The sequence below is a fragment of the Cryobacterium sp. LW097 genome, from assembly GCF_002205495.2.
GTDB lineage: Bacteria > Actinomycetota > Actinomycetes > Actinomycetales > Microbacteriaceae > Cryobacterium > Cryobacterium zongtaii.
Window position 1 is genome coordinate 2,638,044 of the sequence record NZ_CP021992.1, and the last position, 22,122, is coordinate 2,660,165.

The following is a 22,122-nucleotide window of genomic DNA, read 5'->3' on the forward strand; positions in this document are numbered from 1 at the left end:
CACCGACACCGGCCCGCACCCCGCAGCGCGCCCGCCGGTCTACGCTTATCTGGTGACCACAGTTCTCGTGCACGAACCGGACGCCTCCCGCTACGCTCTCTACATCGACGGCGAGCTCGCCGCCCTGGCCGACTACCTCGTGCGGGGCGACACCGTGTCGTTCAACCACACATTCACCGATCCTCGCCGCCGCGGGCAGGGCCTGGCCGGGCAAGTTGTGTCCTTCGCGATGGACGACGTGGAGGCGACGAGCACCCGGGCTGTGTCCCCAGACTGCTGGTACGTGGGCAAGTGGTTCGCGAAGCATCCGGAGCGGGCGAACCTGCTGAGGGTGCGCGGCTAACGGACCTGTTCGCCGCCGTCGCCACGCTGCCGCGCTCGAGGCGCATCCGCGCGCCTCGCGGCACCCCTTATGCGTCGCGGCACACCCTGTGCCTCGCGGCACACGAAACAACCTGTGCCGCCGGGACTAACCTGTGCCGCCGGGACCGAACCGTGCCGCGCGACCCGGCCAGCGCCGCCGAAACCGGCGCGGCCGGCGCGTAGTCGAGCGGATCAGGCCCCGGCGAAGCGGGCGCTGGACAGCCGGGCGAGGGTGGCCTCGTCGACGATGGGAATGCCGTAGTCGCGGGCCTTGCGGGCCTTGCCGGAGAGTGAATCGGCATCGGCCGCCACGAGCAGCTTGACCTTCTTGGTCACCGCCCGCCACGGCACCAGGCCGAGCTCGCGCAGCTCCCGCTCCAGCTCGCTGCGAGTGCGGCTCATCTCGCCCGTCAGCACGACCAGATCGCCGGCCACCAGCACGAAGTCGGCGCCGGCCGGCGCCGCGACGGCCGGAGCCGGGGTCTGCTGTCGGGTCTCGTCGAGCGCCGCGGCGATGGTCGCGGTGGGAATCGCGAGGAGCATTCCCACGCTCACCAGGTCGGCGAGCTCGGCGCCGGTGAGGATGCCGTCCGACCAGGCGAGCGCGGTCAGCGCGGCGAAGTACTGCCGGTGCAGCGCCTCGCAGGTGGCCCGGTTCAGGCCGAGCTCGCCGGCCAGCCGCACCAGCGACTGGGCCTCGTGCACCGACAACGCCCGGTCGAGCAGGCACCGATCGAGCAGGGCCAGATAGTCGACGTATTCGGCCGGGCCGGCCACATCCGGCAACCGGGTGGTGATGCGCTCGAGGAAGGAGTCCGCGGTCATCGGGTGCGACGAGACAGTGCGGGCGCACCACGCCGTGGAGGACACCGCGCCGGCCGGCCAGGCCGCGGCGGCGGCAGCGGCGAGGTGCGCGAACCAGAACTCCGGCGCATCCGCCGCCTCGATGTACGCGGCGAGCAGCCGGGCGGTGGCGAGAGCGTCGACGGAGGCCCGGTGGGCGCCGTCCAGATCGATGTCGAGGGCCGCGCAGCAATCGGCGAGGGAGCGCCCCGCGCCGGGCAGGAAGTCCCGGGCCAACTGCATGGTGCACAGGCTGACGATCTCGGCGGGCGCGCCATGGCCGGCGCGGCTCAGCTCGGCCAGCAGAAACCGGATGTCGAAGCTCGCGTTGTGCGCCACGAGCACGCGGCCGCGCAGCAGCTCGATGAGCCGCGGGGCGATCTCGGCGAAGGAGGGGGCGTCGAGCACGTCGGCCGCGCGGATGCCGTGGATGTCCTGCCGGCCGAGGTCCCGGCCCGGATTGACCAGCGTCTCCCAGCGGCCCTCGATGCGGCCCCGGTCGCTGACGTGCACCACGGCGAGCTCGATGACCCTGTCGTGGTGAGCGGGAAAGAGGCCGGTGGTTTCGAAATCGATCACGGCGAAACCAGGACCGGCCATGGGGCTCCTTCGCAATCTGTATGCCTGACTCTAGCCCCGCGGGCAGGGTCGAGTGCGCCGCGGATGCGCGGCAGTGGACCGGCCGGTGACCGGACGGGGTGTGGCGGGTGCCGGTTAGATCGAGAACTCGCCGTCGACGGGGGCCACGGTGGCCTCCTGAGAACGCTCGGTCGGTTCGTTGGAGTACGACGAGGTGACCAGGATCGGCATGTGGTCGGAGGTGCCGCGGGGCAGGGTCTCCACGTTGTCGATGGTGAGTCCCACCGAGGTGGCCAGGTCGAAGTGGCCGCGGAAGAACTTATACCGCGTGTAGGTACGGCTGTCGCTCAGGGTGAGGTCGTAGCCGGACTCCTTGACCTCTCTGCTGAGGTGCTTCTTGAAGATCGGGTAGTTGTAGTCGCCCACCATCAGGGTCGGCAGGTTGGGGCCGAGCACCGCCAGTTCCTCGTGTGCCGAGCGGATCTGGTTGCGCCGCAGCGAGTTCAGCGCCGTCAGCGGTGCGGCGTGGAATGACGCCACGACGAGCTCCCGCTGCGCGGCCATGTCGAACAGGCGCGTGCCGATCAGGCGTTCGTGCGCCGGCGTGAGCACCAGGTCGTGCAGCGACTTCTTGAGCGCGAAGGTCTGCGTCTTCTGGGCGGTGAACCGGTCCCGCCGGTAATACACGGCCAGTCCCAGCCGGTTGCGGGTGGTGGAATCCGCCAGGTGCAGCAGCCCGACCTCTGCCGGCAGGGCCAAGGTGTCGCACTCCTGCAGACACAGCAGGTCGGGGTCGTACTCTTCGGCCAGGGCGATGAGTTCCCCGCTGGCACTGTTCTTGCGCAGGTTGTAGCTGATGACCTTCACGTCAGACCTATCTCTGAATCGGTGGTAGACATCCAGCCTACTTTCGCTCGGCGGCGAATACCGCATCGAGCGACCGTGCTGGGGCACGCTGCTACCGTGTAGTCAGGCCGGCGCCCGAAACTCCGACCGCCACAGAATGGACTTACCCATGAAATCCTGGTCGTTCACCACCTATACGGTCGCCGCGTTCGCGTGCAGCGGTTTCGCCGTAGCCCTCATGATCGTCAACGCCGCCACCGGCAACACCATGCTGACGACGCTGCTTCCCGTGGCGATCGGTGCGCTCGTGCTCGGCGGCATCCTCTCGGTTCGGGCCCGCGTGCTCCGCTACCGAGGCAGGGACATCACCAAGCGCTGACTCTGCGGCCATATCGAGGCGCCCGCAACCCTGCTACCGTCCCGAGCACGGATGCCTCGCGCGGCAGTTCGGCGCGCCCGGCGCCGTTGACCCGGGGAGCCTGCCATGACCGATACCTCAGCAGCGCCGACGCCACCGCCGACGCCACCGGCCGGGAAGAGCCCGACTCCCCGGTGGCGCACCCTGCTGTACATCCTGATCCCGATCGTGGGGGCGCTGCTGCTTATCGCGGCGTTCGTGGCAGCTCTGTGGGGCCGCAGCGGTCCGGTCGACCAGAGCGCCGACCTCGAAGCGGGCACCAGCCTGAGCGTGGAACTGCCCAACGCCGTGATCATCCTCGAACCGAGCACCGACGACGAGGTGCACGTGCGCATGACGGGGTCCTACTTCGGCAACGAGCCCACCCTCTCCGCTCGCACCGACGGCGGCGTGACCGAGGTGCGCGGCGGCTGCCGCGCCCAGTTCTTCTCCAGATGCTCCGTGACCGTGACCGTGCAACTGCCCACGGCGCTGCCGGTCACCGCAGCGGGTGAGAACGGCCGCATCGCGGCATCCGGGCTCACCGGCCGGGTCACGCTGACCACGACCAACGGTGACATCGAGACCGACGGCACCGTGGGGCCGGTCGATCTGCAGAGCACCAACGGCGACATCCGGGTGACGGATGCCGTCTCCAAGTCCGTGGCCGCCGCCACCACCAACGGATCGGTCTCGCTGCAGTTCGTCGATGCCCCGGAGTCGGTCGAGGCCGGCAGCACGAACGGGGAAATCACCGTGTTGGTTCCCGTCGGCGGAGTCACCTACCGAGTCACCGCGCAGACCACCAACGGCACCGTGACCGACGACACCGTTCCCACCGACAGCACCTCGCGGCGCTCCATCACCGCGCGGACCACCAACGGCAGCATCACCGTCGAGGGCACCCGCTAGTGCGGTCGCCGGGCCGGATCTGGCAGGATGGCGGCATGAGCGAGCAGGCGGGCACGGCCCAGCGGGATGGCGGCACGAGCGAGCAGCAGACCGGCACGGTTGTCGCGGTGAGCCGGGATGACAGGCACCGGTTCAGCAAGCCGGTGGTGCCCAGCATCCGTCTGGTGGCCGGCTACGGCATCGAGGGAGACTCGCACGCCGGGGCCACCACCCAGCACCGGTACCTGATCCGCACCGACCCGACGCGGCCCAATCTCACCCAGGTGCACCTGGTGCGCTCAGAGCTGTTCGCCGAGCTCGCCGCCGAGGGGTTCGACGTCTCCCCCGGCCAGCTCGGCGAGAACGTCACCACCGCCGGCATCGATCTGCTGGCGCTGCCGTTGGGCACCCGGCTGCACCTCGGCTCCGACGCCGTGGTCGAGGTCACCGGCATGCGCGACCCGTGCTCGATGATCGACAAGTTCCAGTCGGGCCTCAAGAAGACGCTCAAGCACACTGATGAAGCGGGCCGGATCCTGCGCAGAGCCGGAATCATGGGCGTCGTCGTCGCCGACGGCAGCGTGGCTGCCGGTGACGAGCTGCGCGTGGAGCTGCCGGCCGGCGAGCCGCTTCCCCTGGGCGTCGTCTAGCGCCGGTTCCCCGCGCGCCGAGTTGCCGGAAAGTGCCGCTTCACCGCTCCCGAAAGGGCGATATGCGGCAACTCACGAGGGAAACCCGGGCGGCTAGAGCTCTTCGGTGGGGTGGAACCACGGCGGGTACACGGCGACCTTGGGCTTGTGACTCAGGGTGGCCAGGATCGGCTTGACCGCATCGCGCACGCGGTCGTTGGCCACGCCGATCAGCGTGATCAGGCCGAACGGGACCTCGCCGGGCACGAGCAGCTCGGCCTTGAGGATCGCGTCGGAGTCGAGGTCGGCGCGGAGCATCTGCAGCATCCGGTCGGCCGACTCGGCCGTGGCACCGAAGCGGGTGGCGGTGAATGCGGCGTCGCCATCCGTCACGGCGAAGTGGCTGGCGGTCGGGTCGGCCGCGGCGTCGACCTGCGCGTCGAGCACCTTCTTGACCGTCGAGACCAGGATCACGAAGTCGTACGCGGCGGCGTCGTGGGCGTCGTCGGACAGGCGCGGGTCGAGCGACTGCGCGCGGATGTTCTCCCAGACCAGGGCGTTGGGCGACAGGAAGAAGGGCACGTGGTCGGCAACGGCGAGGCTGTCGGCGCCGGAGACGCGGACGTCGCGTCGGGCACTGCGGTTTTCCGGCGACGAGATGTCGACGACGGGACGGTCGGTCCAGTCGGCACTGGTGTCGGCCAGAAGCCGGCCGGTGGCGAGAATACCGGGCAGGTTGCGGATGTGGGTGAGGTGGTAGATCCGCTGCTCACCGACCTTGTCGTCGTGGCGCTTGGTGCGAGCGGTGCCCGTGGTGATCGGGGCGACGATGGTACGCAACGCCGTCGGCGCTTCGGGGGTGCGGGCTCGGCTGGCACGCGGGGCGCGGGCAGCGGGCACGGTCGGTGCGACGGGGGCGGCGGGTGGGAAACACAGGGCGCACAGCTCCCCGTCCAGTCCGTGGATGCATTCCTCGTTCACAACTCAACCTTTCGTGTGCGCAGGCTCGACCACGTCGGGTTCGACGGACATGTTCCTACCTATCTAAGTTACGGTCATTTCGGCGGTCTCGGTGACACATCAAGGGCCATCCGGGGGTGATCCGGTGTCGATCCGGAACCAATCGGGTCACTGACGCCCTGACGAGGGCGCAGAACGGCTGTGCCGGCCCGGATCATCCCACCGGTGCAGGGAATCGTCCCTCCGACCGACGCGAGCGGGATCGGGCTCTCCCTACCGTGAGGACATGCCTGTTTTTGATGCCCTCAACGACCTGGTCCTCACCCTCGCCGGGTCGGCTTGGGTCTACCCTGTCGTGTTCGTCTTTGTGGTCATCGACGGCTTCTTCCCCCCGCTTCCCAGCGAGACGGTGGTCGTGGCGCTCGGCGCCCTGGCCGTCTCCACCGGCACACCGCACCCCGTCGGGCTCATCGGCGTGGCCATGGTGGGCGCGGTGCTCGGTGACAGCATCGCCTACCTGATCGGCCGCCGGATCGGCCTGACCCGCTTCGGCTGGCAGCGGCGTCCCGGCGCGGCGCGGATCGCCGACAGGGCGCGCGCGGCCCTGCTGAGCCGACCGGCATCGCTGCTGCTCACGGCCCGGTATATCCCGGTCGGTCGGGTGGCCGTGAACATGACCGCGGGCGCCACGGGCTTTCCGCCGCGCCGGTTCGTCTCGTTCGCGGCTCTCGGCGGGCTCTGCTGGGCCACATACTCGGTGCTGGTCGGAATGATCGCCGGAGCCTGGCTGCGGCACAACCCGCTGTTGGGAGCACTGCTGGCCGTGGCCGCCGCCCTGCTTCTGGGCGTTGTCATCGACGCCATCGTGCTGCGGATCGTGCGTCGGCGCACCGACCGGCGGGCCGGCATCCGCAGCTGGGGAACGCCGGCGCCGACACCACATCGGGAGCTACTCCATCGAGAAGTCGGCGAAGTCGAAGCCGGGTGACACCAGGCAACTCACCAGGGCGTCCTCCTCGCTCGGCACTGTGCGCTGCCAGACATCCGCCGGGATGATCACCTGGCTGTGTTCGCCGCGCAGCAGCCGGCCGCCCAGGACCGGGCTCGACTCGGCATCCGGCTCATCGCCGTCGCCGCCGAGTTCCAGCTGCACGGCGCCCTGGCCGTTCCAGATCCAGATTTCGCTGGAGGACAGCCGGTGCCAAGCGGAGAACTCCCCTGCCGGCAGCAGGAAGTGGATGAGCGTGGCCGCCGGCCGCACCCGTTCGGAGCCGTCGGCATCCGTGAGCGTCACCGGCACCGGCGATGTCCAGGTACGCCGGTACCAGCCGCCCTCCGGATGTGGTTCCAGACCAAGTTCGATCGCCAGCGCCGGGCGCTCCAGACGTTCGATGAACTCCCCGGCGGCCGTGCGGCGGGTGGCAAGTCGGCTGTTTCGGTCCTGTGCGGCCATCAGAAGTCTCCCTGGTGTCGAGGGTGCGGAGGATGCATAACTCCTGCAATTCTCCCCGCCCGTCGACCTCCGCCGCGTCAGTCCACTGATGCCGGGTCGGCGCCTGGAATCCAGCAGGAGTTATGCTCAGCGCAGCAGCTGGCCGGCATACTCGCTGAGTCCGGCCAGCACCAGGAACACGCCCAGCAGCAACACCGTGATCACCGTGATCACCGGCATGTTGCGCACCAACCAGCCGCGCAGGCGCACCAGCTTCTCCCGCACCGCGGGGCCACCGAACGCGTACGCCAGCACCGGGCTGAGCATGGTGATGGACGCCAGCGCGGTGAACAGGGCCACCGAGACCACGATGCCGGTGGGGTCGCTGTGGGCGCCCAGGATCACCACCCCGGCGGCGGCCGCCATGACCAGGTTCTTCGGCCGGAACGCGGCGTAGCCGACCCCGATGATGGTCGCCCGTGCCGGGGTCAGCCGGTCCAGCGCGCTCAGCCAGCGCGGCAGCGGCACCTCCGCGTCGCGCCGCGGCCGGTCGTGCCACTGCACCAGGCCCAGCACGATCAGGGCGATACCGAGCAGCAGCGGCACCGCCACCTGCAGGGTGCGGGTGCCGGCCGACCTGTCGTGCGGCAGCAGCGATGACAGCAGCGCCAGCAGGGTGGCCGAGAACAGCACCCCGAGAAACCAGCCGATGCTAAACCCCGCAGCCGCCTTGAACCCGTCGGGGGCGAGCAGGATCAGCAGCAGCCCCGCCAGCGGCAGCGGGCTGAGCGCGATGGTCAACGCCAGCGGCAAGAGCTGTGTCCACTCGTTCACCCGCGCTCCTCCCCTACTCCAGCTATTGCAGTGACGAGGTCAGCCGGGCCAGGTTGTCGAGCACCTTGGCGCCGGCTGGCCGGTGGAGCCAGTCGGCCAGCTCGACCTTGCTGCTGTTGGCCCGGTAGCCGTCCTGCACCACCCGCATCCGCTTCACGAATTCGGTGCCGTGCACCAGAACCGAGACCTCCATGTTCAGGCTGAACGAGCGGATGTCCATATTGCTGGACCCCACCACCGACACGTCGTCGTCGATGGTGAAGTGCTTCGCGTGCAGCACCGTGGGCTCCGCGTAGAGGTAGATCGACACTCCCGCCCGTAGCAGTTCCTCGTAGTAGGACCGCTGCGCGTGGTAGACCAGCGCCTGATCGCCGATGTGCGAGGCGAACAGCTCCACCTCCACCCCGCGCGATGCCGCCGTGACGATGGCCAGCATCGTCGATTCCTCGGGCACAAAATAGGGGCTGGTGATGCTCACCCGGCGCTCGGCCTTCTGGATGAGCATCGCGTAGAGCTTGAGGTTGTTGTCATTCTCGAAGCTCGGACCGCTCGGCAGCACTTGGGCGTCGAGCAGATCCGGGGCGGGGTCGAGCACGATGGGCGACGTGTCGAAGGGCAGCATCTCGTCGGTCTCGCTGAACCAGTCGGCGAGGAACACGGCGTTCAGCTCGCGCACCGCTGGCCCCTCGATGCGCATCATCAGCTCGTGCCAGCGCAGTCCGCGCTTGAGGTTGCCGGGCTTGAGGTAGGTGGCGTCGATCATGTTCTGCGAGCCGCTGAAGCCCAGCCGCCCGTCGACGACGAGGAGTTTGCGGTGGTTGCGCATGTCGGGCCGGCGCCACTGGCCCTTCCAGAACCGCAGGGGCAGCAGCGCATGCCACTCGGCGCCCATCGACGCAAACGCCGCGATGGTCTCCTTGCGGCGCGGCAGCATCAGGCAGGCGAGGTAGTCCGAGAGCACCCTGACCTGCACGCCGCGCTGGATGGCCCGGGCCAGGGCGTCGAAGAACGGCTGCGTGACGGTATCGAGCACCAGGATGTAGAACTGCACGTGCACGAACTCGGTGGCCTCGTCGACGGCCTCCACCATCCGCTCGATCGAGCCCTCATAGTCCGGCAGCAGCTCCACCCGGTTGCCGCCCACCATGGGCAGCGCCCCGAGGTTGCGGTTCAGCTGCACGGCCGAGCCGAGCCAGGGCGGCCACTCGTCGCGGTGGCTCACCAGGTGCAGGCCCTCGGTGCGGGCCAGGATCAGCTCGTTCACCTCGCGTTGCTTCTCCCGCCTCCGCCGCGGCAGCCGCCCCACACCCACCAACAGAAAGATCAGCACGCCGAGGTAGGGGATGAAGATGATCGCCAGCACCCAGGCGATGGCCGCGGATGGCCGCCGGTTGGCGGAGACGTACACCGTGGCGATGAGCACGAGAAGGGCATGCAGCGCCACCAGTAGCCAGGCACCGAGCTGAAAATCCACCATCGTTCTCCCTTGACCTCGTCGTGAACGTACACCGGCATCGCCGGTGGCGGTTGGCGCAGCTTGCCGGAGCCACCGTGACGCACTACATTGCGGTGTGCGGCGAGCATCGCATCATCGTCAGCTGCGCCGCACGCTGCACAGCATTCGCCAGGTCGAGAGGTGACACGCATGGCAACCCATCCCCCCACCCGATTCCTGGTGGCCTCCGCTGCGGTGCTACTGCTCGTCCTCGCCGGCTGCAGCATCCAGACGCCGAACTCGGCCTCCAGCTCGGGCACCGTTCAGGCCGGCGCCCTCGTGGGCACCTGGGTTCTCGAGGAGACCTTCGACAGCCCCGAGCAGCCGTACATCTCCTTCGTGCAGGACAACACCTGGAGCGCCTCCGACGGCTGCAACCGGGTGCAGGGCACCTGGGAGGTCGACTCGGACGGCACCCTCACCACGACCTCCGGCCCGCAGACCATGATGGCCTGCCCCGGCGCGCAGCTGCCGCTGGCGGTCACCCGCGGCACCCGGGTGGAGGTCGACGGTGACACCCTGGTCATCCACAGTTCGTTCGACTCGACGGCGACAACCCTGGTGCGGTCCACCGACAGCACCGTCGGCCCGCAGGGTCTCCCGATCGGCTATTGGGTGGAGTCGAATACTCCGACGGCGCCGTTCCTGTCGATCGAGGCCGACGGCACTTACTCCGGCAACGACGGTTGCAACGTGCTCACCGGATCGTGGGAGCAGGCCGATGACGAGGCGATCCTCTTCACCGGCGGCGTTACCACGCTGATGGCCTGCGAGGGCGTGGATCAGTGGCTGAACCAAGCCGCCCAGGGCCGGGTGCAGGCCGGCGTGATGACCCTGCAAGCCGCCGACGGCACCGTGCTCGGCCAACTGACGGCCCGCTAGGGAAGAGGCGACGCATGGGCACCTATCCGCTCACCATCGTGCTCATCGTGGGAGTCGCGATCGCGCTGGTCTTCCTGCTGCGGTTCGGCATCCGCCAGAACGCCGCCGCGGCCGCCGTCGACCCGGACCCGGATGCGACGGGCGCCCTGGCCGTGCTCAGTTTCATCCTGGCGCTGATCCTGCCGGTGATCGGGGTGGTGCTTGGCCATGTCACGCTGTCCCGCATCGCGCGCGGCCAGGCCAGCGGGCGCACCTTCGCCTATGCGGCGCTGTGGGTGGGCTACCTGTTGCTGGCCCTGGAACTGGGTGTGATCATTTTCCTGTACCAGAACAACTACTGGGCTTGACCGGCGCCGGGGCGCGGGCTGATCAGTACCAGTTCATCGCCTGCGAGTGCGACCAGGCTGCGCAGGGGGTGCCGTAGGAGCCGTTGATGTACTCGAGTCCCCAGGCGATCTGGGTGCTGGCGTTCGTGGCCCAGTCCGAGCCGGCCGAGGCCATCTTGCTGCCGGGCAGCGCCTGCGGGATGCCGGTGGCCCCGCCGTTGTCGTTGTAGGCCGTGTACTTCCACTCGGATTCCTTCTGCCACAGCTGTGCCAGGCAGGAGAACTGGGATTCGCCCCAGCCGTAGCGCGACGAGGCAAGGCTCGCGGCGGTGGCCTTCGCACCGGCGGGGGTGTTGCCGGCGGCCACGGCGTCGGCGGCGGCCTGTGCTTCGGCGGCGGCCTGAGCGTCGGCGGCGGCCTGAGCGGCTGCGGCCTCCACGGCCACCCGGTCGGCTTCCACGGCGGCGGCCTGCACTGTCGCGGTCTGCTCCTTGGCCTGGGTGGTGAGCTCGCTGACCTCGGACAGCGGCATCGCGTAGTAGCCGGCCAGGGTGCTGGACGTGGCCGACAGGGCCGAGGCGTCCACCTTGTTCGCGGCGGCTTCGAGCGCGGTGTCGGCGTCGACGAGGGCCACGGATGCGGCGAGGTGCGTCTTGCTGATGGCCGCGGCCTTGGCAGCGGCACGGTCGTCGCGCTCCTGCTCGGCCTGCTGCTGCTGGTCGGCGACGGCGGACTGCACGGTGAAACCGGTGCCGGTCACGACCCCGGCGAGCACGAGGCCTCCGGCGAGGAGGGTGAGGCGTTGGCTGCGCGAGCGGCGGTTCTTGCGCCCAGCGCGGGTGCTGGTGCTGCTGGTGGTGCTGGTGCTGGGAATTTCGGGCGTGGCGTTCTGGGTGTTTTCGGGGCGCATAGACTTCCAGGTCGTGTCGGGGTGCGCTCCATCGGGCACGCTCACTGATGGGTGGGCCCACGCGCGCAGGATCGGCGCGGGCAAGCGGCCTAGCCTGCCTAAACTCCCTGAACGGAACCTCAGTTTTTCCTGCCAAAGCCATGTGAACGGGCGCCACACCGCCACGTGAAGGTGCCCAGGTGGCGACCAGAATGCCCGGCCAGACGGTTATTCGCACCGCGCATTGCGGCGAGCGCAGGTTGTCCTGTGGGGTAGCGTAAAAAGATGCCCACCACAGACCCCGCTACGCAGGCCGCCGCCGATCACTCCTCAGCTCCAACCGGGCCTCCCACCAGCGCCGACCGTCTCATCGCGGCAATCGAGAGCATCAACGACGTCGACGTCGCCAACTCCCCCGAACCCGACCGGGCGGCCGTGCTTGAGCTCATCGACATCATCAACGATGAGCAGCGCTCCAGCTTGCTGTTCGCCCTGCTCTTGGAGCGCATCCGCACCGGTGCCTGACCTCTCCCGGACGCCCGTCGAGCAGCGCGCCCTCGACCTGGAGAAGACCGCCGACTGGTACCGGCGCTTCCGGCTGTTCGAGACTCCGGGCCAGTCCGGGCTCTACGCCGACTGGGCCGGCGGGGTCGAGGACGATGCCGAGGTTCTGGCGCTGATCATCACTCTGCCCCGGCCCAAGCGCCAGCCGAACCTGGTCTTCGCCTGCGCACGTCTGCTCGGCGCACCGCTGGCGGGCTATCCGGTCTTCCGCCGCTGGCTTCTCGAGCACTGGCCGGCGGTCGCCGCCGAGGCGCTGGTGCGCGCCACCCAGACCAACGAGCCCCGCCGCCTCACCGCGGTCATGCCGATCCTCGCCTCGATCGGCCCGCGGGTGGCCTTGATCGAGGTCGGCGCCAGCGCGGGACTCTGTCTCTATCCGGACCGGTACAGCTACGACTACTCGGGTCGGCGGGTGGATCCCGCCGACGGACCCAGCCCGGTGCTGCTCTCAGCCGAGCCCACCGGGCCGGTGCCGTTGCCGGAGCATCCGCCCGAGGTACTCTGGCGCGCCGGCCTCGATCTGAACCCGCTGCACGTGCACGACCCTGAGGACGTTCGCTGGCTCGACACACTCGTCTGGCCCGAGCAGGCCGCGCGCCGCCGGCGACTGGATGCGGCGATCTCGATCGTGCGCCGGGACCCACCGCTGCTGGTGCGCGGGGACGCCGCCCACGACCTCGAGGCGCTGGTCGCCCGCGCGCCGGCGGGGGTGCCGCTGGTCATCGTCAGTCCCGCGGTCCTGGTCTACCTGGCCCCCGAGCAGCGGGCGGCCTTCGCGGATGCCGTGACCGGCTTCGGCCGCTGGATCTCGCTGGACGGCGTCGGGGTGCTGCCCCGGGTGGACGCGTTGCTGCCCGAGACGCCGGTGCCGGGCGACTTCACAGTTTCCCTCGACGGCCGGCCCCTCGCCCGGTGCGGTGCGCACGGACAGAGCCTCGACTGGTTCGTCGGCTAGGTCTCCCCGCAGGGGGCGCTTCTAAGATGGCTGGATGCGTGCACTCGTGGTCCACACCCCAGGCGGCCCGGACGCCCTCACCCTCGATACCGTCCCCGACCTGGTCGTCGGCGCCGGCGACATCCGTATCGCGGTAGCCGCGGCCGGCGTGAACCGGGCCGACGTGCAGCAACGGATGGGCCTGTACCCGTCGCCGGCCGACGCGCCCCAGTGGCCGGGCCTGGAGGTCTCCGGCACCGTCACCGAGATCGGAGTCGCCGTCACCCGCTTCGCCGTGGGCGACAGGGTCTGCGCCCTGCTGGCCGGCGGCGGCTACGCCACCGAGGCCGTGGTTCATCAGGACCTGGCCCTGCCGGTTCCCGACGCCGTGGACCTGATCGACGCCGCCGCGCTGCCGGAGGCGCTGGCCACGGTGTGGTCCAACGTCTTCATGAGCGCGGGACTCACGACCGGCCAGACCCTGCTCGTGCACGGCGGCGCCAGCGGCATCGGCACCACCGCGATCCAGCTGGCCCGGCTGGCCGGGGCCCGCGTCCTGGTCACGGCCGGCTCCGCCGAGAAGTTGGCGGTGTGCGGGCAACTCGGCGCAGACGTGCTGATCAACTACCGCGAGCAGGACTTCGTGGCCGAGGTGCTCGCCGCGACCGGAGGGCACGGCGCCGACGTGATCCTGGACATCATGGGCGGCTCGTACGCGGCCCGCAATGTGGCGGCGCTCGCCCTGGGTGGAACCATCATGGTGATCGCCAACCAGAGCGGTGAGGACGCCATCTTCAACCCGTTCCACCTCATGCAGAAGCGCGGACGCTACTGGGGCACCACGCTGCGCGCCCGGCCCGCCGTGGAGAAGGCGGCCATCATGGCCGACCTGCTCAGCCGGGTGTGGCCGTGGCTGGACTCCGGCGCACTCAAACCGGTGATCGACAGCAGGTTCTCGTTCGCCGACGCGGCGGAGGCGCATCGCCGGCTGGAGGCATCCGCGCACGTGGGCAAGATCGTGCTGGTGCCCTGACCCGACGCCCGGTTCGGGTGGGGCTTATCGTCAGGTCCGGGCCGCGGCGAGCTCGACCCGGTTGCGGCCGGCGGCCTTGGCCTCGTACAGGGCGGCATCGGCACGGCCGAGCCAGCGGGAGACGCTCTCCCCCTGTTTGAGCAGAGCCACCCCCACGCTGGCGGTGCAGCGAAGCCCCTCGGTGACCGCGCCCCAGGGATGGTTGCGCACCTCGCCGAGCAGGCGCTCACAAATCTGCGCGGCCTGGTCGAGGGTGGTGTCGCCGAGCACCAGCAGGAACTCTTCGCCGCCGACCCGCACCGCGAGATCACTGTCGCGGGTGGACTCGCCGAGGATCTCGGCCATGGTGGTGAGCACCCGGTCGCCGGCCGCGTGGCCGTGATCGTCGTTGACCCGCTTGAAGTGATCCATGTCGACCATCACCGCGCACAGTGGTTCCGCACGTTCCCGGGCGAGGCGCATCATCTCGGGCAGCTGCCGGTCGAGGGCCCGGCGGTTGGGCAGCCGGGTGAGCGGGTCGGTGTGTGCCTGCTGGTCAAGCTCCTCGGCACGGATGCGCTGCATCTCCGCTTCCAGCTGCGAACGCTGCGCCTCGTGGCGGGCCTGTTCGATTTCCAGCGAGTTGATCAGCATCCGCGACTGCAACCCGGCGGTCTGCCTGGTGAGTCCGAGAATCAGCACGTGCAGCCGTTCATGATGGTGCAGGGCCTGCTCGAACCGGCCGGCGCCCCGGTGCATCTCGTAGAGCGACCTGTGCAGCTTCACGTTCAGGGCCGCGTCCTCGGCCACCGACGGGTCGGCGAGCTGGGCGTCCATCATGGCGCAGGCCAGGTCGACGCGGCCCTCGGCCTGGGCCACCTCGGCCAGCTGGGAGTCGTTGTTCACGGCCAGGTTGCGGTAGCCGTTGGTGACGGCGATGGTCTTGGACCGGCCGGCCTGCCGGCGCGCTTCGGCGTATTCGCCGCGCTCCATAAGAAACCCGACAAGGTTGGTGCGCGCGATGGTCTCGTCGAACGCGTGCCCCTGCTCGACCGCCCGCGCCACGGCGGCACGGATGATGGCGATCCCGTCGGTCAAGGCCACGTGGGCGTCTTCGCCCCTGGCCCGCCGCGCCCGGGCGATTTCCAGGTAGCTGTCGCCCAGATTGTTGCGCGCCGCGAACTCGGCCTGAGAGTCACCGAGGGTGTCGGCCAGGGCGAGCGCCTGCCGGCCCAGCTCGATGCTGCGATCGGCGTCGCCGAGGGCCTGGTGCACCATCGACGAACGCGACAGCGCCCAGAACTCCGCCGTGCGGCTACCGCAGAGCCGCGCGGCTTCGAGGGCGCCGAGCACGTGGCCGAGCGCTGGTTCCTCCAGCGCTGTCTCGTGGAACGCGAGCGCGAGGGTGCAGTGCACCATCGACTGGCCGAGCAGGTCACCGCTGGCGGTGAGGTACTCCAGGGCGAGCAGACCGTGCCGCACGGATGCCTCGAACTCGCCCAACCGCAGCCTGTGGCCGGAGAGCAGCTGTCGGGCGCGGGCCTCCTGGCCGGGGGTGATGAACGGGTCGGCGAGCACCTGTTCGGCCTGTGCGGCGCCGGCATGGTGTTGGCCGTCCTGATTGGCCTGGGCGCTCTCGGCGAGCAGCCTCTCGATCGTGGACCGACGGGCGAGCGAGGCCGGCAGACCGGCCGTCTGCGGCGTCTGGTGCAGCTCATCGTCGGAGGCCGGGTTCGGCAGGTCGACGAGCTCCACAAAACCGCCGGGCAGGGTCGAGTCGCGCCCACCGTCGGCCAGACTCAGGTCGGCGATGCCATCGGCCACCGAATCCACGGAGGCCAGAAGGGCGTCGGATGCCGGCTGTTCGGACGGCACCGTGGCGCCGGCCGGAAGCGGGGCCACCAGGTCATCGAAGGTCGTCATGACGACTCACAGGCCCGGAAATTACCTGGAGACAGGCCGAGCGTCCTGCCCGCTCGTCTCAGCGGGAAGTGCTGTGTTGGTACGCCAGGTGCCTGCACGGCTCAGTCCCCAAACTGCTCGTATCTCCGAACCTAGCAGCGCCGCACCGGCCGCCGGGGCTGTGTTGCGCTGTCCTGAGCCCCCGTTCGCGGGTGATTTCACCGCGAATGATCGCGTTCTCACGAATGCTGACACACGAGGCGGTGCGTGGACCGGAGCCGCGCTCCGGTCACCGCCAGCCCAGGCCGGGGGCCACGAAGCGCAGCACAGAATCGAGCAGCTGCGCGTTGTAGTCCACACCCAACTGGTTGGGCACGGTCAGCAACACCGTGTCGGCCGCCGCCACCGCGGCATCCTGCGCCAGCTGCTCGACGAGCAGGTCGGGTTCGCCGATGTAGCTCTTGCCGAACCGGGCGAGGCCACCATCGAGGTGGCCGACCTGGTCGCGGTTGTCGGCCTGCGCGCGCAGACCGAAGAAGCGGCGGTCCTGCTCGGTGACCAGCGGCATGATGCTGCGACTCACCGACACCCGTGGGGTACCGGGGTGCCCGGCGTCCGCCCAGGCCTGGCGGAAGATTCCGATCTGTTCGGCCTGCAGGTCGCCGAAGTCGGCGCCGGTGTCCTCGGTGAGCAGGGTGGAGCTCATCAGGTTCATGCCCTGTTCGCCGGTCCACTTCGCGGTGGCGCGGCTGCCCGAGCCCCACCAGATGCGCTCGGACAGTCCGGGCGACTGCGGTTCGATGGCAAGCAGGTTGCCGTGCCCGGTGAACTGCGGGTTCGCGGCAGCGATGCCGGCCCCGCGGATGGCGCGGCGGAATTGTGCGGTGCGCTCGCGGGCGTCATCCGCGTCGCTGTGGCCGGGGCCGGGCACATGCCCGAACGCCTCGGCGCCGCGCAGGGCGGTCTCGGGTGAGCCGCGGCTGAGGCCGAGCTGCAGCCGTCCGTTGCTGATCAGGTCGGTGATCGCGGCCTCTTCGGCCATGTAGAGCGGGTTCTCGTAGCGCATGTCGATCACGCCGGTGCCCAGCTCGATCCGGCTGGTGCGGGCGGCCATCGCGGCCAGCAGCGGGAACGGCGAGGCGAGCTGCCGTGCGAAGTGGTGCACCCGCACCGACGCGCCGTCCACACCGAGCTCCTCGGCCGCCACCGCGAGCTCCACGGTCTGCAGGAGGGCATCGCGTGCGGTCCGCACGAGCGATCCCGGCACCGCCTGGTAGTGGCCGAAGGACAAGAACCCGATCTTCTTCATGGTTCGTGCAGCGTTCCCCGGCTGTGACGTATTCCCGATCTCATCCGCGGTTCTGTGCCGCGGGGACGCAGCTGTGCGGGGTAGGCGCCGGTGTGCGGGTGGCGCGCCACCCGCATACCGGCGCGTGACCCGCAGAACGGCGCCGGGTCGTTAGCCGGACGATGCCCCGCACCCTGCCAAGCTGAGGACATGCGGCATCTGTTCCTCGACTTCTTCGGCACCCTGGTCAACTACGCGGACTCCCGCGCGGGCCAGGGCTACGCCGACACGCACGCGAGCATGCGGGCCTTCGGCGCACGCGGCACCGAGCAGGAGACCGCCGATGCCTGGCTGGCTGCCTTCCACCAGCTCAACACCGAGTCCGACGTCGACCACCGCGAGTTCACCATGGAAGAGCTGTCGCGGCGCGCGTTCGTGCGGCTGCTCGGCCGGGAACCCGACGCAACCGAGATCGCCGCCGGAGCGGCGAGCAACATGGCGGACTGGGAGCGGGGCGTGGTGCTGATCCCCGGCATGGCCCAGACGCTCCGGGAACTGGGCCAGAGCTTCACGCTGACCATCGTCTCGAACACGCACAGCGCATCCGTCGTACCCCGCCAGCTGGCGGCCATGGGGGCCACCGACCTCATCGCCAACATTGTGACGTCGCTCGAGGTGGGTTTTCGGAAGCCCCATTCGGCGATCTACCAGGCGGCCCTCCACACGGCGGAGGCCGATCCGGCCCGGGTGATCTTCGTCGGCGACACCTGGGATGCCGACTTCGACGGCCCGCGGGCGCACGGCATGGAGGCCGTGCTCGTGGCGCCCGCCCCGCGCGACGGGGTGCCGGAGACCCGTCGGGTCACCTCGGTGCTCGACCTGCCCGACCTGCTGTCGTTCCGCTACCCGAGCACCCGCCCCATCAGCACCCGCGGGGTGGCCTAACTCCGGCGGTTCCCGGCGCCGCGTCCACCCGCGCAGCGGGGCCGCTCGGCGTAATCGGCGAGCAGGGTGTCGTAAAAAGGTGGGCCCGCCACGTCATCCAGGCCGTGAACCACAGGACCGCGGCGTGCGCAAGGCCCCAGCGCGGCGCCCTGCGGGCGTCACTGGGTAAGCTCGGCGAATGACTACCGAGGGGTTCAGCATCCGCGCCACACGGGTGGACGACTGGCGTGAGGTGCGCTCGCTGCGCCTGGAGATGCTGCAGGACACCCCGATCGCGTTCGGCGAGACCCTGCAGGACGCCCTCGGCCACACCGACAGTGAATGGCGGATGCGCGCCGCCCGCGGCACCGCCGAACGCGGCACGGTTTTGGTCGCGATCGACCCCGCCGGTCGCTGGGTGGGCACCATGGGCGGGTACGTGCCCGACGCGACCACCGGCGCGTTGCTCGTGGGCGTGTACGTGTCGCCGGACCACCGCGGCCGCGACTCCGGGGTCTTCGATGCCCTGCTCGTCGCGATCCAGGAGTGGGCCCGTGGCGAGGGCGACCGGCTGACCCTGCACGTGCACGAGGACAATGCCCGCGCCCGCGCCGCCTACCTGCGCCGGGGATTCACCGAGACCGGGCACCGGGTGAAGTACGTCCTGGACTCCAGCGCCATGGAGATCGAGATGGTCAAGCCGCTCTAGCGGCCACCGCCGCCACCGCCACCGCCACCACCGCCGGAGAAGCCGCCGCCACCGGATCCGCCGGAGAAGCTGCCGCCACCGCTGCTCGACCACGAGGACGTGGGCGTCTGGGTGGCGTTCATCGAGTTGACCATGCCGCCGAGGGCCGTGGCCAGGTGGATGCCACTGAACGCGTTCTGCGAGAGGAACCAGTCCGGCGCGGTCGTGGCCTGCTCGTAGTACACCTCGAGCTCAGCGGCCCACTCCTTCTCCACACCCCAGAGCACCGCGAACGGCAGGAGCTTTTCGTAGAGTTTCACCAGTTCCACGGTGTCGAGGGTGGATGCGGCGGGTTCCATCCCGGGCACGGTACGGGGCACGGTCACTCGCAGGGCGCCATCCGGGCTCTGCAGCATGCGGAACCTGTCCGCCTCGGCCAGGGCGAGATACAACTTCATGCCGGCGAGGTAGTCGCGCCGTTCCAGGCCGGCCGCGGTGAGCAGCAGCGGCCGACTCCCCGCGACGATGCCCACGATCACGGCGGACGCGGCGAGCAGCAGCAACGGAGACCACCAGATCGCGGGCGGGTCGCCGATCACGAGAACTGCCACGACCAGGGCGACCAGCGCGCCGAGACCGACGAGCAGACGGATCCTTGCCGGGGTCAGGGCCGGTCGAGCGCGCCAGCCGCGGGCGGTGTTGCGAACCGTCGCATCTGCTGTGGCGGCCTTGAGCCCGCGGGCGAGCGGGTCGTTGGTGACCCCGAGTTCGCACACCGCACCAGCCGGCAGCCCGGGGAAGAAGGTGGCGAGCACGGCGAGCTCCTGGTCATCGACGCCGTCGGTGCGGAGAAGCTGCAGCGTGTAGTCGCCGCCGTCGGCGCTGACCGGGTAGTCCAGGATGCGCACGTTACCGCGCACCGCAAAGCTCACGATTTGCGCGGCCATGGCCGACTTCGGCCGACCGATGAGGTCGGCGGCCTCGAGGAGGTTGTAGCCGTCCGGAACGCTGTACTGGGCGATGATGGTGTCGCCCTTCGGGTCGCGGGGGCGCGCGAAGCTCCGGGCGAGAACGAACACCCCGCCGAGCATGGCCATGCCCAGCAGCCCGAACGGGAACCCGCCGAAGCCGGACGAGTTGTCGGCGTCGGACCGCGCCTCGGCGGGCACCTGCACGAAGGTGCCGAGCGTGAAACCGATGGCAATGGTGAGATTCTCGCCCGGGCCCAGATCGGCGGCCTCGGCGGTGAACATCTGGCCGGCCGGGGCGGCGGCATCCGGGTCAGCTTCCTGCACGATCTGGCAATCGCCGCTCTCCCCCTGAGCCCCGGTGTAGCAGGCGTTGTTGCCGGTCAGGAAGGGGGCGATCACCGGATCGACGTGCACCCGGGCGGCGACGGTAGTGAACTGCTGGTCGAAACCGGTGCCATTGGTGTCCCAGTAGAACTCGTCATCGCTGGTGTCAGCGAACGCGCGCACCACGTTCTCCTGGGTGTAGCTGATGACGTACGTCTGGGTGCCGCGCACGAACTCGTCGGTTCCGAGCGCAAGCTCGGTGAAACCACCGTTGATCTCGGTCTCGAAGTACACCGGCTCGCCCTGAGCATCGGTGACGGACTCTACCGTCGTGTTCAGCGGCACACCGTCATAGTCGTTGGGGATGGCGCGGATGATGCCGCGGTTCTGGTCGAAGTCGGGGAACTCGGCCACGAAGGTCTCGACAGTGCGCAGGGTGGAGAGCCCGGCATCGTCGCGGCCCAGGTAGTACTCCCCCGCGTACAACGCGAAGGTGAAGTCCGAGGTGTCGGCGGCCACAGCCGCGCGCACGCTCCCGACCACGTTCGAATGCGCAGCCGGAGCTGCCGATGCCGCCGTTACCGGGCTCAGCGCAGTGGCGTTCGCCGCCAGCGGGGCGCCGAGCGCCAGAACAGCAGCAACGACAACAGCGGACAGGACCTTCAGAAGACGCGTCACGCCCCCGAGCCTAGTGACCACCTCACATTGAGATCGAAGGCATGCCGCTCCACGACTGTCCCCTCGGGCAGGTCCCCGGCCACGGCTAACAGCCAATCGACGAAGTCAGCCACCGGAAAGCCGCTGCAGTCCGGGCACCATCCCCTGAGCTCGAGTCCCGCCATCGACGCGGCCAGGTACTCCTGCCGAGTGAGCCCGGGGATGTCCCGCACCAAGGCTGTGGTCGTGTGCCTGGTAGAGCTCAGGCCGGAGAACGAGCGTCCGCACCCGCACGCTCCGGACGGGTTGCGCTCGCTCGCCGAACACACCCCATGCAGCCAAACAAGCTCGCCCTCGATGCAATACGCAAAATCCGTTGCCCGCGCGCCCTGGGTTGCCGATGTCGCCACGAGTACCCTCATGATCTGCTCCGTTTACTCGGCACGAGGGTGAGTGAGTAGGTGCCGTCAGGCTAGACGGAGCCACCGACATCCGAGGGCCTAGAAGCCCTCGGGCGTGTGCGGCCGGTAGGGGGCGGCCAACCGGACCAGCTCGTCGGCGGTGAGGGTGAGGTCCACGGACGCGACGGCATCCAGGAGGTGGTGTGCCTGGGTGACGCCCACGATGGGCGAGGACACGGCCGGCTGCTGGCGCACCCAGGCCAGCGCCACCTGGGCGCGGGGCACCCCGCGCTCTGTGGCCACCTGGGCCACGGCGCCCGCGATCTCGCGGTCGCCCTCCTCCTGCTGTTTGTACAGGGTCTGGCCGAAGGTGTCGGTTTCGGAGCGGTCGGTGGTCTCATGCCAATCGCGGGTGAGCTTGCCGCGGGCCAGCGGGCTCCACGGCAACACGCCAACGCCCTGATCGAGACAGAACGGCAGCATCTCGCGTTCCTCCTCGCGGTTGAGCAGGTTGTACTGGTCCTGCATCGACACGAAGCGGGTGAAACCATGGAGATCGGCGGTGTACTGAGCCTTCGCGAACTGCCACGCGTACATCGACGAAGCGCCGATGTACCGGGCCTTTCCGGCCCTGACCACGTCATGCAGCGCCTCCATGGTCTCTTCGATCGGCGTCAGCGGGTCCCAGCGATGGATCTGATAGAGGTCGACGTGATCGGTGCCCAGCCTAGTGAGACTGTGGTCGATCTCGGCCAGGATGGCGCGGCGCGAGAGTCCGGCACCGTTGGGGCCCGGCCGCATCCGCCCGTGCACCTTCGTGGCGAGCACGTACCGGTCCCGCGAGCTGAAGTCCCGCAGCGCCCGGCCGAGGATCTCCTCGCTGCTGCCGTCGGAGTACACGTTGGCGGTGTCGAAGGTGGTGATGCCGGCTTCCAGCGCCTGCCAGATCAGCGGGCGGCTGGTCTCCTCCGGCAGCGTCCAGGAATGATTGCCGCGCATCGGATTGCCGAAGCTCATACAGCCCAGCGTGATCGCCGACACCTCGAGTCCGGTGCTGCCCAGTCGCACGTATTTCATGGCGTTCCCTTCGT

At 69.6% G+C, this 22,122-nt stretch carries 23 protein-coding genes; 12 read left to right on the top strand and 11 right to left on the bottom strand.

The window, feature by feature from the left end:
• Nucleotides 1-52 precede the first annotated feature (52 nt).
• Entirely contained in the window at nucleotides 53-343 is a 291-nt protein-coding gene (locus B7495_RS12275) for a GNAT family N-acetyltransferase (RefSeq protein WP_088456816.1), read from the top strand.
• A gap of 212 nt (nucleotides 344-555) precedes the next feature.
• Here the strand turns inward: B7495_RS12275 and B7495_RS12280 are convergent, their stop codons facing one another.
• Both B7495_RS12280 and B7495_RS12285 read right to left on the bottom strand, forming a co-directional pair.
• Nucleotides 556-1,806: an exonuclease domain-containing protein gene (locus tag B7495_RS12280; RefSeq protein ID WP_088456817.1), complete on the bottom strand. Its 1,251-nt coding sequence runs from the start codon at nucleotides 1,804-1,806 to the stop codon at nucleotides 556-558.
• Between the two features lie 114 nt (nucleotides 1,807-1,920).
• Nucleotides 1,921-2,652 (bottom strand): endonuclease/exonuclease/phosphatase family protein, encoded by a 732-nt coding sequence (locus tag B7495_RS12285; protein ID WP_088456818.1) that lies wholly within the window; start codon nucleotides 2,650-2,652, stop codon nucleotides 1,921-1,923.
• A gap of 148 nt (nucleotides 2,653-2,800) precedes the next feature.
• Between B7495_RS12285 and B7495_RS12290 the strand changes: the two genes are divergently transcribed.
• The 3 genes from B7495_RS12290 (at nucleotide 2,801) to B7495_RS12300 (ending at nucleotide 4,569) form a co-directional block, all read left to right on the top strand.
• Complete coding sequence (locus B7495_RS12290) at nucleotides 2,801-3,010, top strand: hypothetical protein (protein ID WP_088456819.1); 210 nt, start codon at nucleotides 2,801-2,803, stop codon at nucleotides 3,008-3,010.
• 105 nt (nucleotides 3,011-3,115) lie between these two features.
• A complete protein-coding gene (locus B7495_RS12295) occupies nucleotides 3,116-3,940 on the top strand; it encodes a DUF4097 family beta strand repeat-containing protein (RefSeq protein ID WP_088456820.1) in 825 nt (274 codons plus the stop codon).
• Nucleotides 3,941-3,975: 35 nt separating this feature from the next.
• Nucleotides 3,976-4,569 carry an MOSC domain-containing protein gene (locus B7495_RS12300; protein WP_121678489.1) on the top strand — a complete coding sequence of 198 codons (594 nt, stop codon included), beginning with the start codon at nucleotides 3,976-3,978 and terminating at the stop codon, nucleotides 4,567-4,569.
• 93 nt (nucleotides 4,570-4,662) lie between these two features.
• On the opposite strand, the gene B7495_RS12305 is transcribed toward B7495_RS12300, so the two are convergent.
• Nucleotides 4,663-5,529, bottom strand: coding sequence for a DUF4433 domain-containing protein (locus tag B7495_RS12305; protein WP_088456821.1), 867 nt, complete (start codon nucleotides 5,527-5,529; stop codon nucleotides 4,663-4,665).
• A 265-nt stretch (nucleotides 5,530-5,794) separates the two neighbouring features.
• Here B7495_RS12305 and B7495_RS12310 point away from each other — a divergent pair, with 265 nt between their 5' ends.
• Nucleotides 5,795-6,496 (top strand): DedA family protein, encoded by a 702-nt coding sequence (locus tag B7495_RS12310; RefSeq protein ID WP_088456822.1) that lies wholly within the window; start codon nucleotides 5,795-5,797, stop codon nucleotides 6,494-6,496.
• On the opposite strand, the gene B7495_RS12315 is transcribed toward B7495_RS12310, so the two are convergent.
• The 3 genes from B7495_RS12315 to cls form a co-directional block, all read right to left on the bottom strand.
• Nucleotides 6,458-6,961, bottom strand: coding sequence for a cupin domain-containing protein (locus B7495_RS12315; protein ID WP_088456823.1), 504 nt, complete (start codon nucleotides 6,959-6,961; stop codon nucleotides 6,458-6,460). The genes B7495_RS12310 and B7495_RS12315 overlap by 39 nt on opposite strands.
• 126 nt (nucleotides 6,962-7,087) lie before the next feature.
• On the bottom strand, nucleotides 7,088-7,774 hold the full coding sequence (locus tag B7495_RS12320; RefSeq protein ID WP_088456824.1) for a GAP family protein: 687 nt from the start codon (nucleotides 7,772-7,774) through the stop codon (nucleotides 7,088-7,090).
• Between the two features lie 22 nt (nucleotides 7,775-7,796).
• Nucleotides 7,797-9,251, bottom strand: coding sequence for a cardiolipin synthase (cls, locus tag B7495_RS12325; RefSeq protein ID WP_088456825.1), 1,455 nt, complete (start codon nucleotides 9,249-9,251; stop codon nucleotides 7,797-7,799).
• A gap of 168 nt (nucleotides 9,252-9,419) precedes the next feature.
• Between cls and B7495_RS12330 the strand changes: the two genes are divergently transcribed.
• Both B7495_RS12330 and B7495_RS12335 read left to right on the top strand, forming a co-directional pair.
• Nucleotides 9,420-10,151 carry an META domain-containing protein gene (locus B7495_RS12330; protein WP_088456826.1) on the top strand — a complete coding sequence of 244 codons (732 nt, stop codon included), beginning with the start codon at nucleotides 9,420-9,422 and terminating at the stop codon, nucleotides 10,149-10,151.
• A 14-nt stretch (nucleotides 10,152-10,165) separates the two neighbouring features.
• Nucleotides 10,166-10,498 (top strand): DUF4190 domain-containing protein, encoded by a 333-nt coding sequence (locus tag B7495_RS12335; protein ID WP_088456827.1) that lies wholly within the window; start codon nucleotides 10,166-10,168, stop codon nucleotides 10,496-10,498.
• 22 nt (nucleotides 10,499-10,520) lie between these two features.
• Here B7495_RS12335 and B7495_RS12340 read toward each other — a convergent pair whose 3' ends face one another.
• Nucleotides 10,521-11,387: a phospholipase gene (locus tag B7495_RS12340; RefSeq protein ID WP_088456828.1), complete on the bottom strand. Its 867-nt coding sequence runs from the start codon at nucleotides 11,385-11,387 to the stop codon at nucleotides 10,521-10,523.
• Between the two features lie 264 nt (nucleotides 11,388-11,651).
• Here B7495_RS12340 and B7495_RS12345 point away from each other — a divergent pair, with 264 nt between their 5' ends.
• The 3 genes from B7495_RS12345 to B7495_RS12355 are packed head-to-tail and all read left to right on the top strand — an operon-like array spanning nucleotide 11,652 to nucleotide 13,897.
• Complete coding sequence (locus B7495_RS12345; RefSeq protein ID WP_088456829.1) at nucleotides 11,652-11,891, top strand: hypothetical protein; 240 nt, start codon at nucleotides 11,652-11,654, stop codon at nucleotides 11,889-11,891.
• Nucleotides 11,884-12,885, top strand: coding sequence for a DUF2332 domain-containing protein (locus B7495_RS12350; RefSeq protein WP_240632236.1), 1,002 nt, complete (start codon nucleotides 11,884-11,886; stop codon nucleotides 12,883-12,885). The genes B7495_RS12345 and B7495_RS12350 overlap by 8 nt, the downstream gene beginning before the upstream one ends.
• Before the next feature lie 34 nt (nucleotides 12,886-12,919).
• The gene (locus B7495_RS12355; protein ID WP_088456831.1) at nucleotides 12,920-13,897 is read left to right on the top strand and encodes an NAD(P)H-quinone oxidoreductase; all 978 of its coding nucleotides are present in this window, start codon (nucleotides 12,920-12,922) and stop codon (nucleotides 13,895-13,897) included.
• A gap of 30 nt (nucleotides 13,898-13,927) precedes the next feature.
• On the opposite strand, the gene B7495_RS12360 is transcribed toward B7495_RS12355, so the two are convergent.
• The gene (locus tag B7495_RS12360) at nucleotides 13,928-15,799 is read right to left on the bottom strand and encodes a GGDEF domain-containing protein (RefSeq protein ID WP_088456832.1); all 1,872 of its coding nucleotides are present in this window, start codon (nucleotides 15,797-15,799) and stop codon (nucleotides 13,928-13,930) included.
• A gap of 268 nt (nucleotides 15,800-16,067) precedes the next feature.
• Nucleotides 16,068-17,087 (bottom strand): LLM class flavin-dependent oxidoreductase, encoded by a 1,020-nt coding sequence (locus B7495_RS12365; protein ID WP_088456833.1) that lies wholly within the window; start codon nucleotides 17,085-17,087, stop codon nucleotides 16,068-16,070.
• A gap of 189 nt (nucleotides 17,088-17,276) precedes the next feature.
• Between B7495_RS12365 and B7495_RS12370 the strand changes: the two genes are divergently transcribed.
• Complete coding sequence (locus B7495_RS12370) at nucleotides 17,277-18,011, top strand: HAD family hydrolase (protein WP_088456834.1); 735 nt, start codon at nucleotides 17,277-17,279, stop codon at nucleotides 18,009-18,011.
• 178 nt (nucleotides 18,012-18,189) lie between these two features.
• Nucleotides 18,190-18,699, top strand: a complete 510-nt coding sequence (locus tag B7495_RS12375) for a GNAT family N-acetyltransferase (protein WP_088456835.1) — start codon at nucleotides 18,190-18,192, stop codon at nucleotides 18,697-18,699.
• On the opposite strand, the gene B7495_RS19265 is transcribed toward B7495_RS12375, so the two are convergent.
• Both B7495_RS19265 and B7495_RS12385 read right to left on the bottom strand, forming a co-directional pair.
• Nucleotides 18,696-20,651 (bottom strand): DUF2207 domain-containing protein, encoded by a 1,956-nt coding sequence (locus B7495_RS19265; RefSeq protein WP_205748676.1) that lies wholly within the window; start codon nucleotides 20,649-20,651, stop codon nucleotides 18,696-18,698. The two genes, B7495_RS12375 and B7495_RS19265, sit on opposite strands and share 4 nt — an antisense overlap.
• Before the next feature lie 479 nt (nucleotides 20,652-21,130).
• The gene (locus tag B7495_RS12385) at nucleotides 21,131-22,108 is read right to left on the bottom strand and encodes an aldo/keto reductase (RefSeq protein WP_088456837.1); all 978 of its coding nucleotides are present in this window, start codon (nucleotides 22,106-22,108) and stop codon (nucleotides 21,131-21,133) included.
• Between the last annotated feature and the right edge of the window lie 14 nt (nucleotides 22,109-22,122).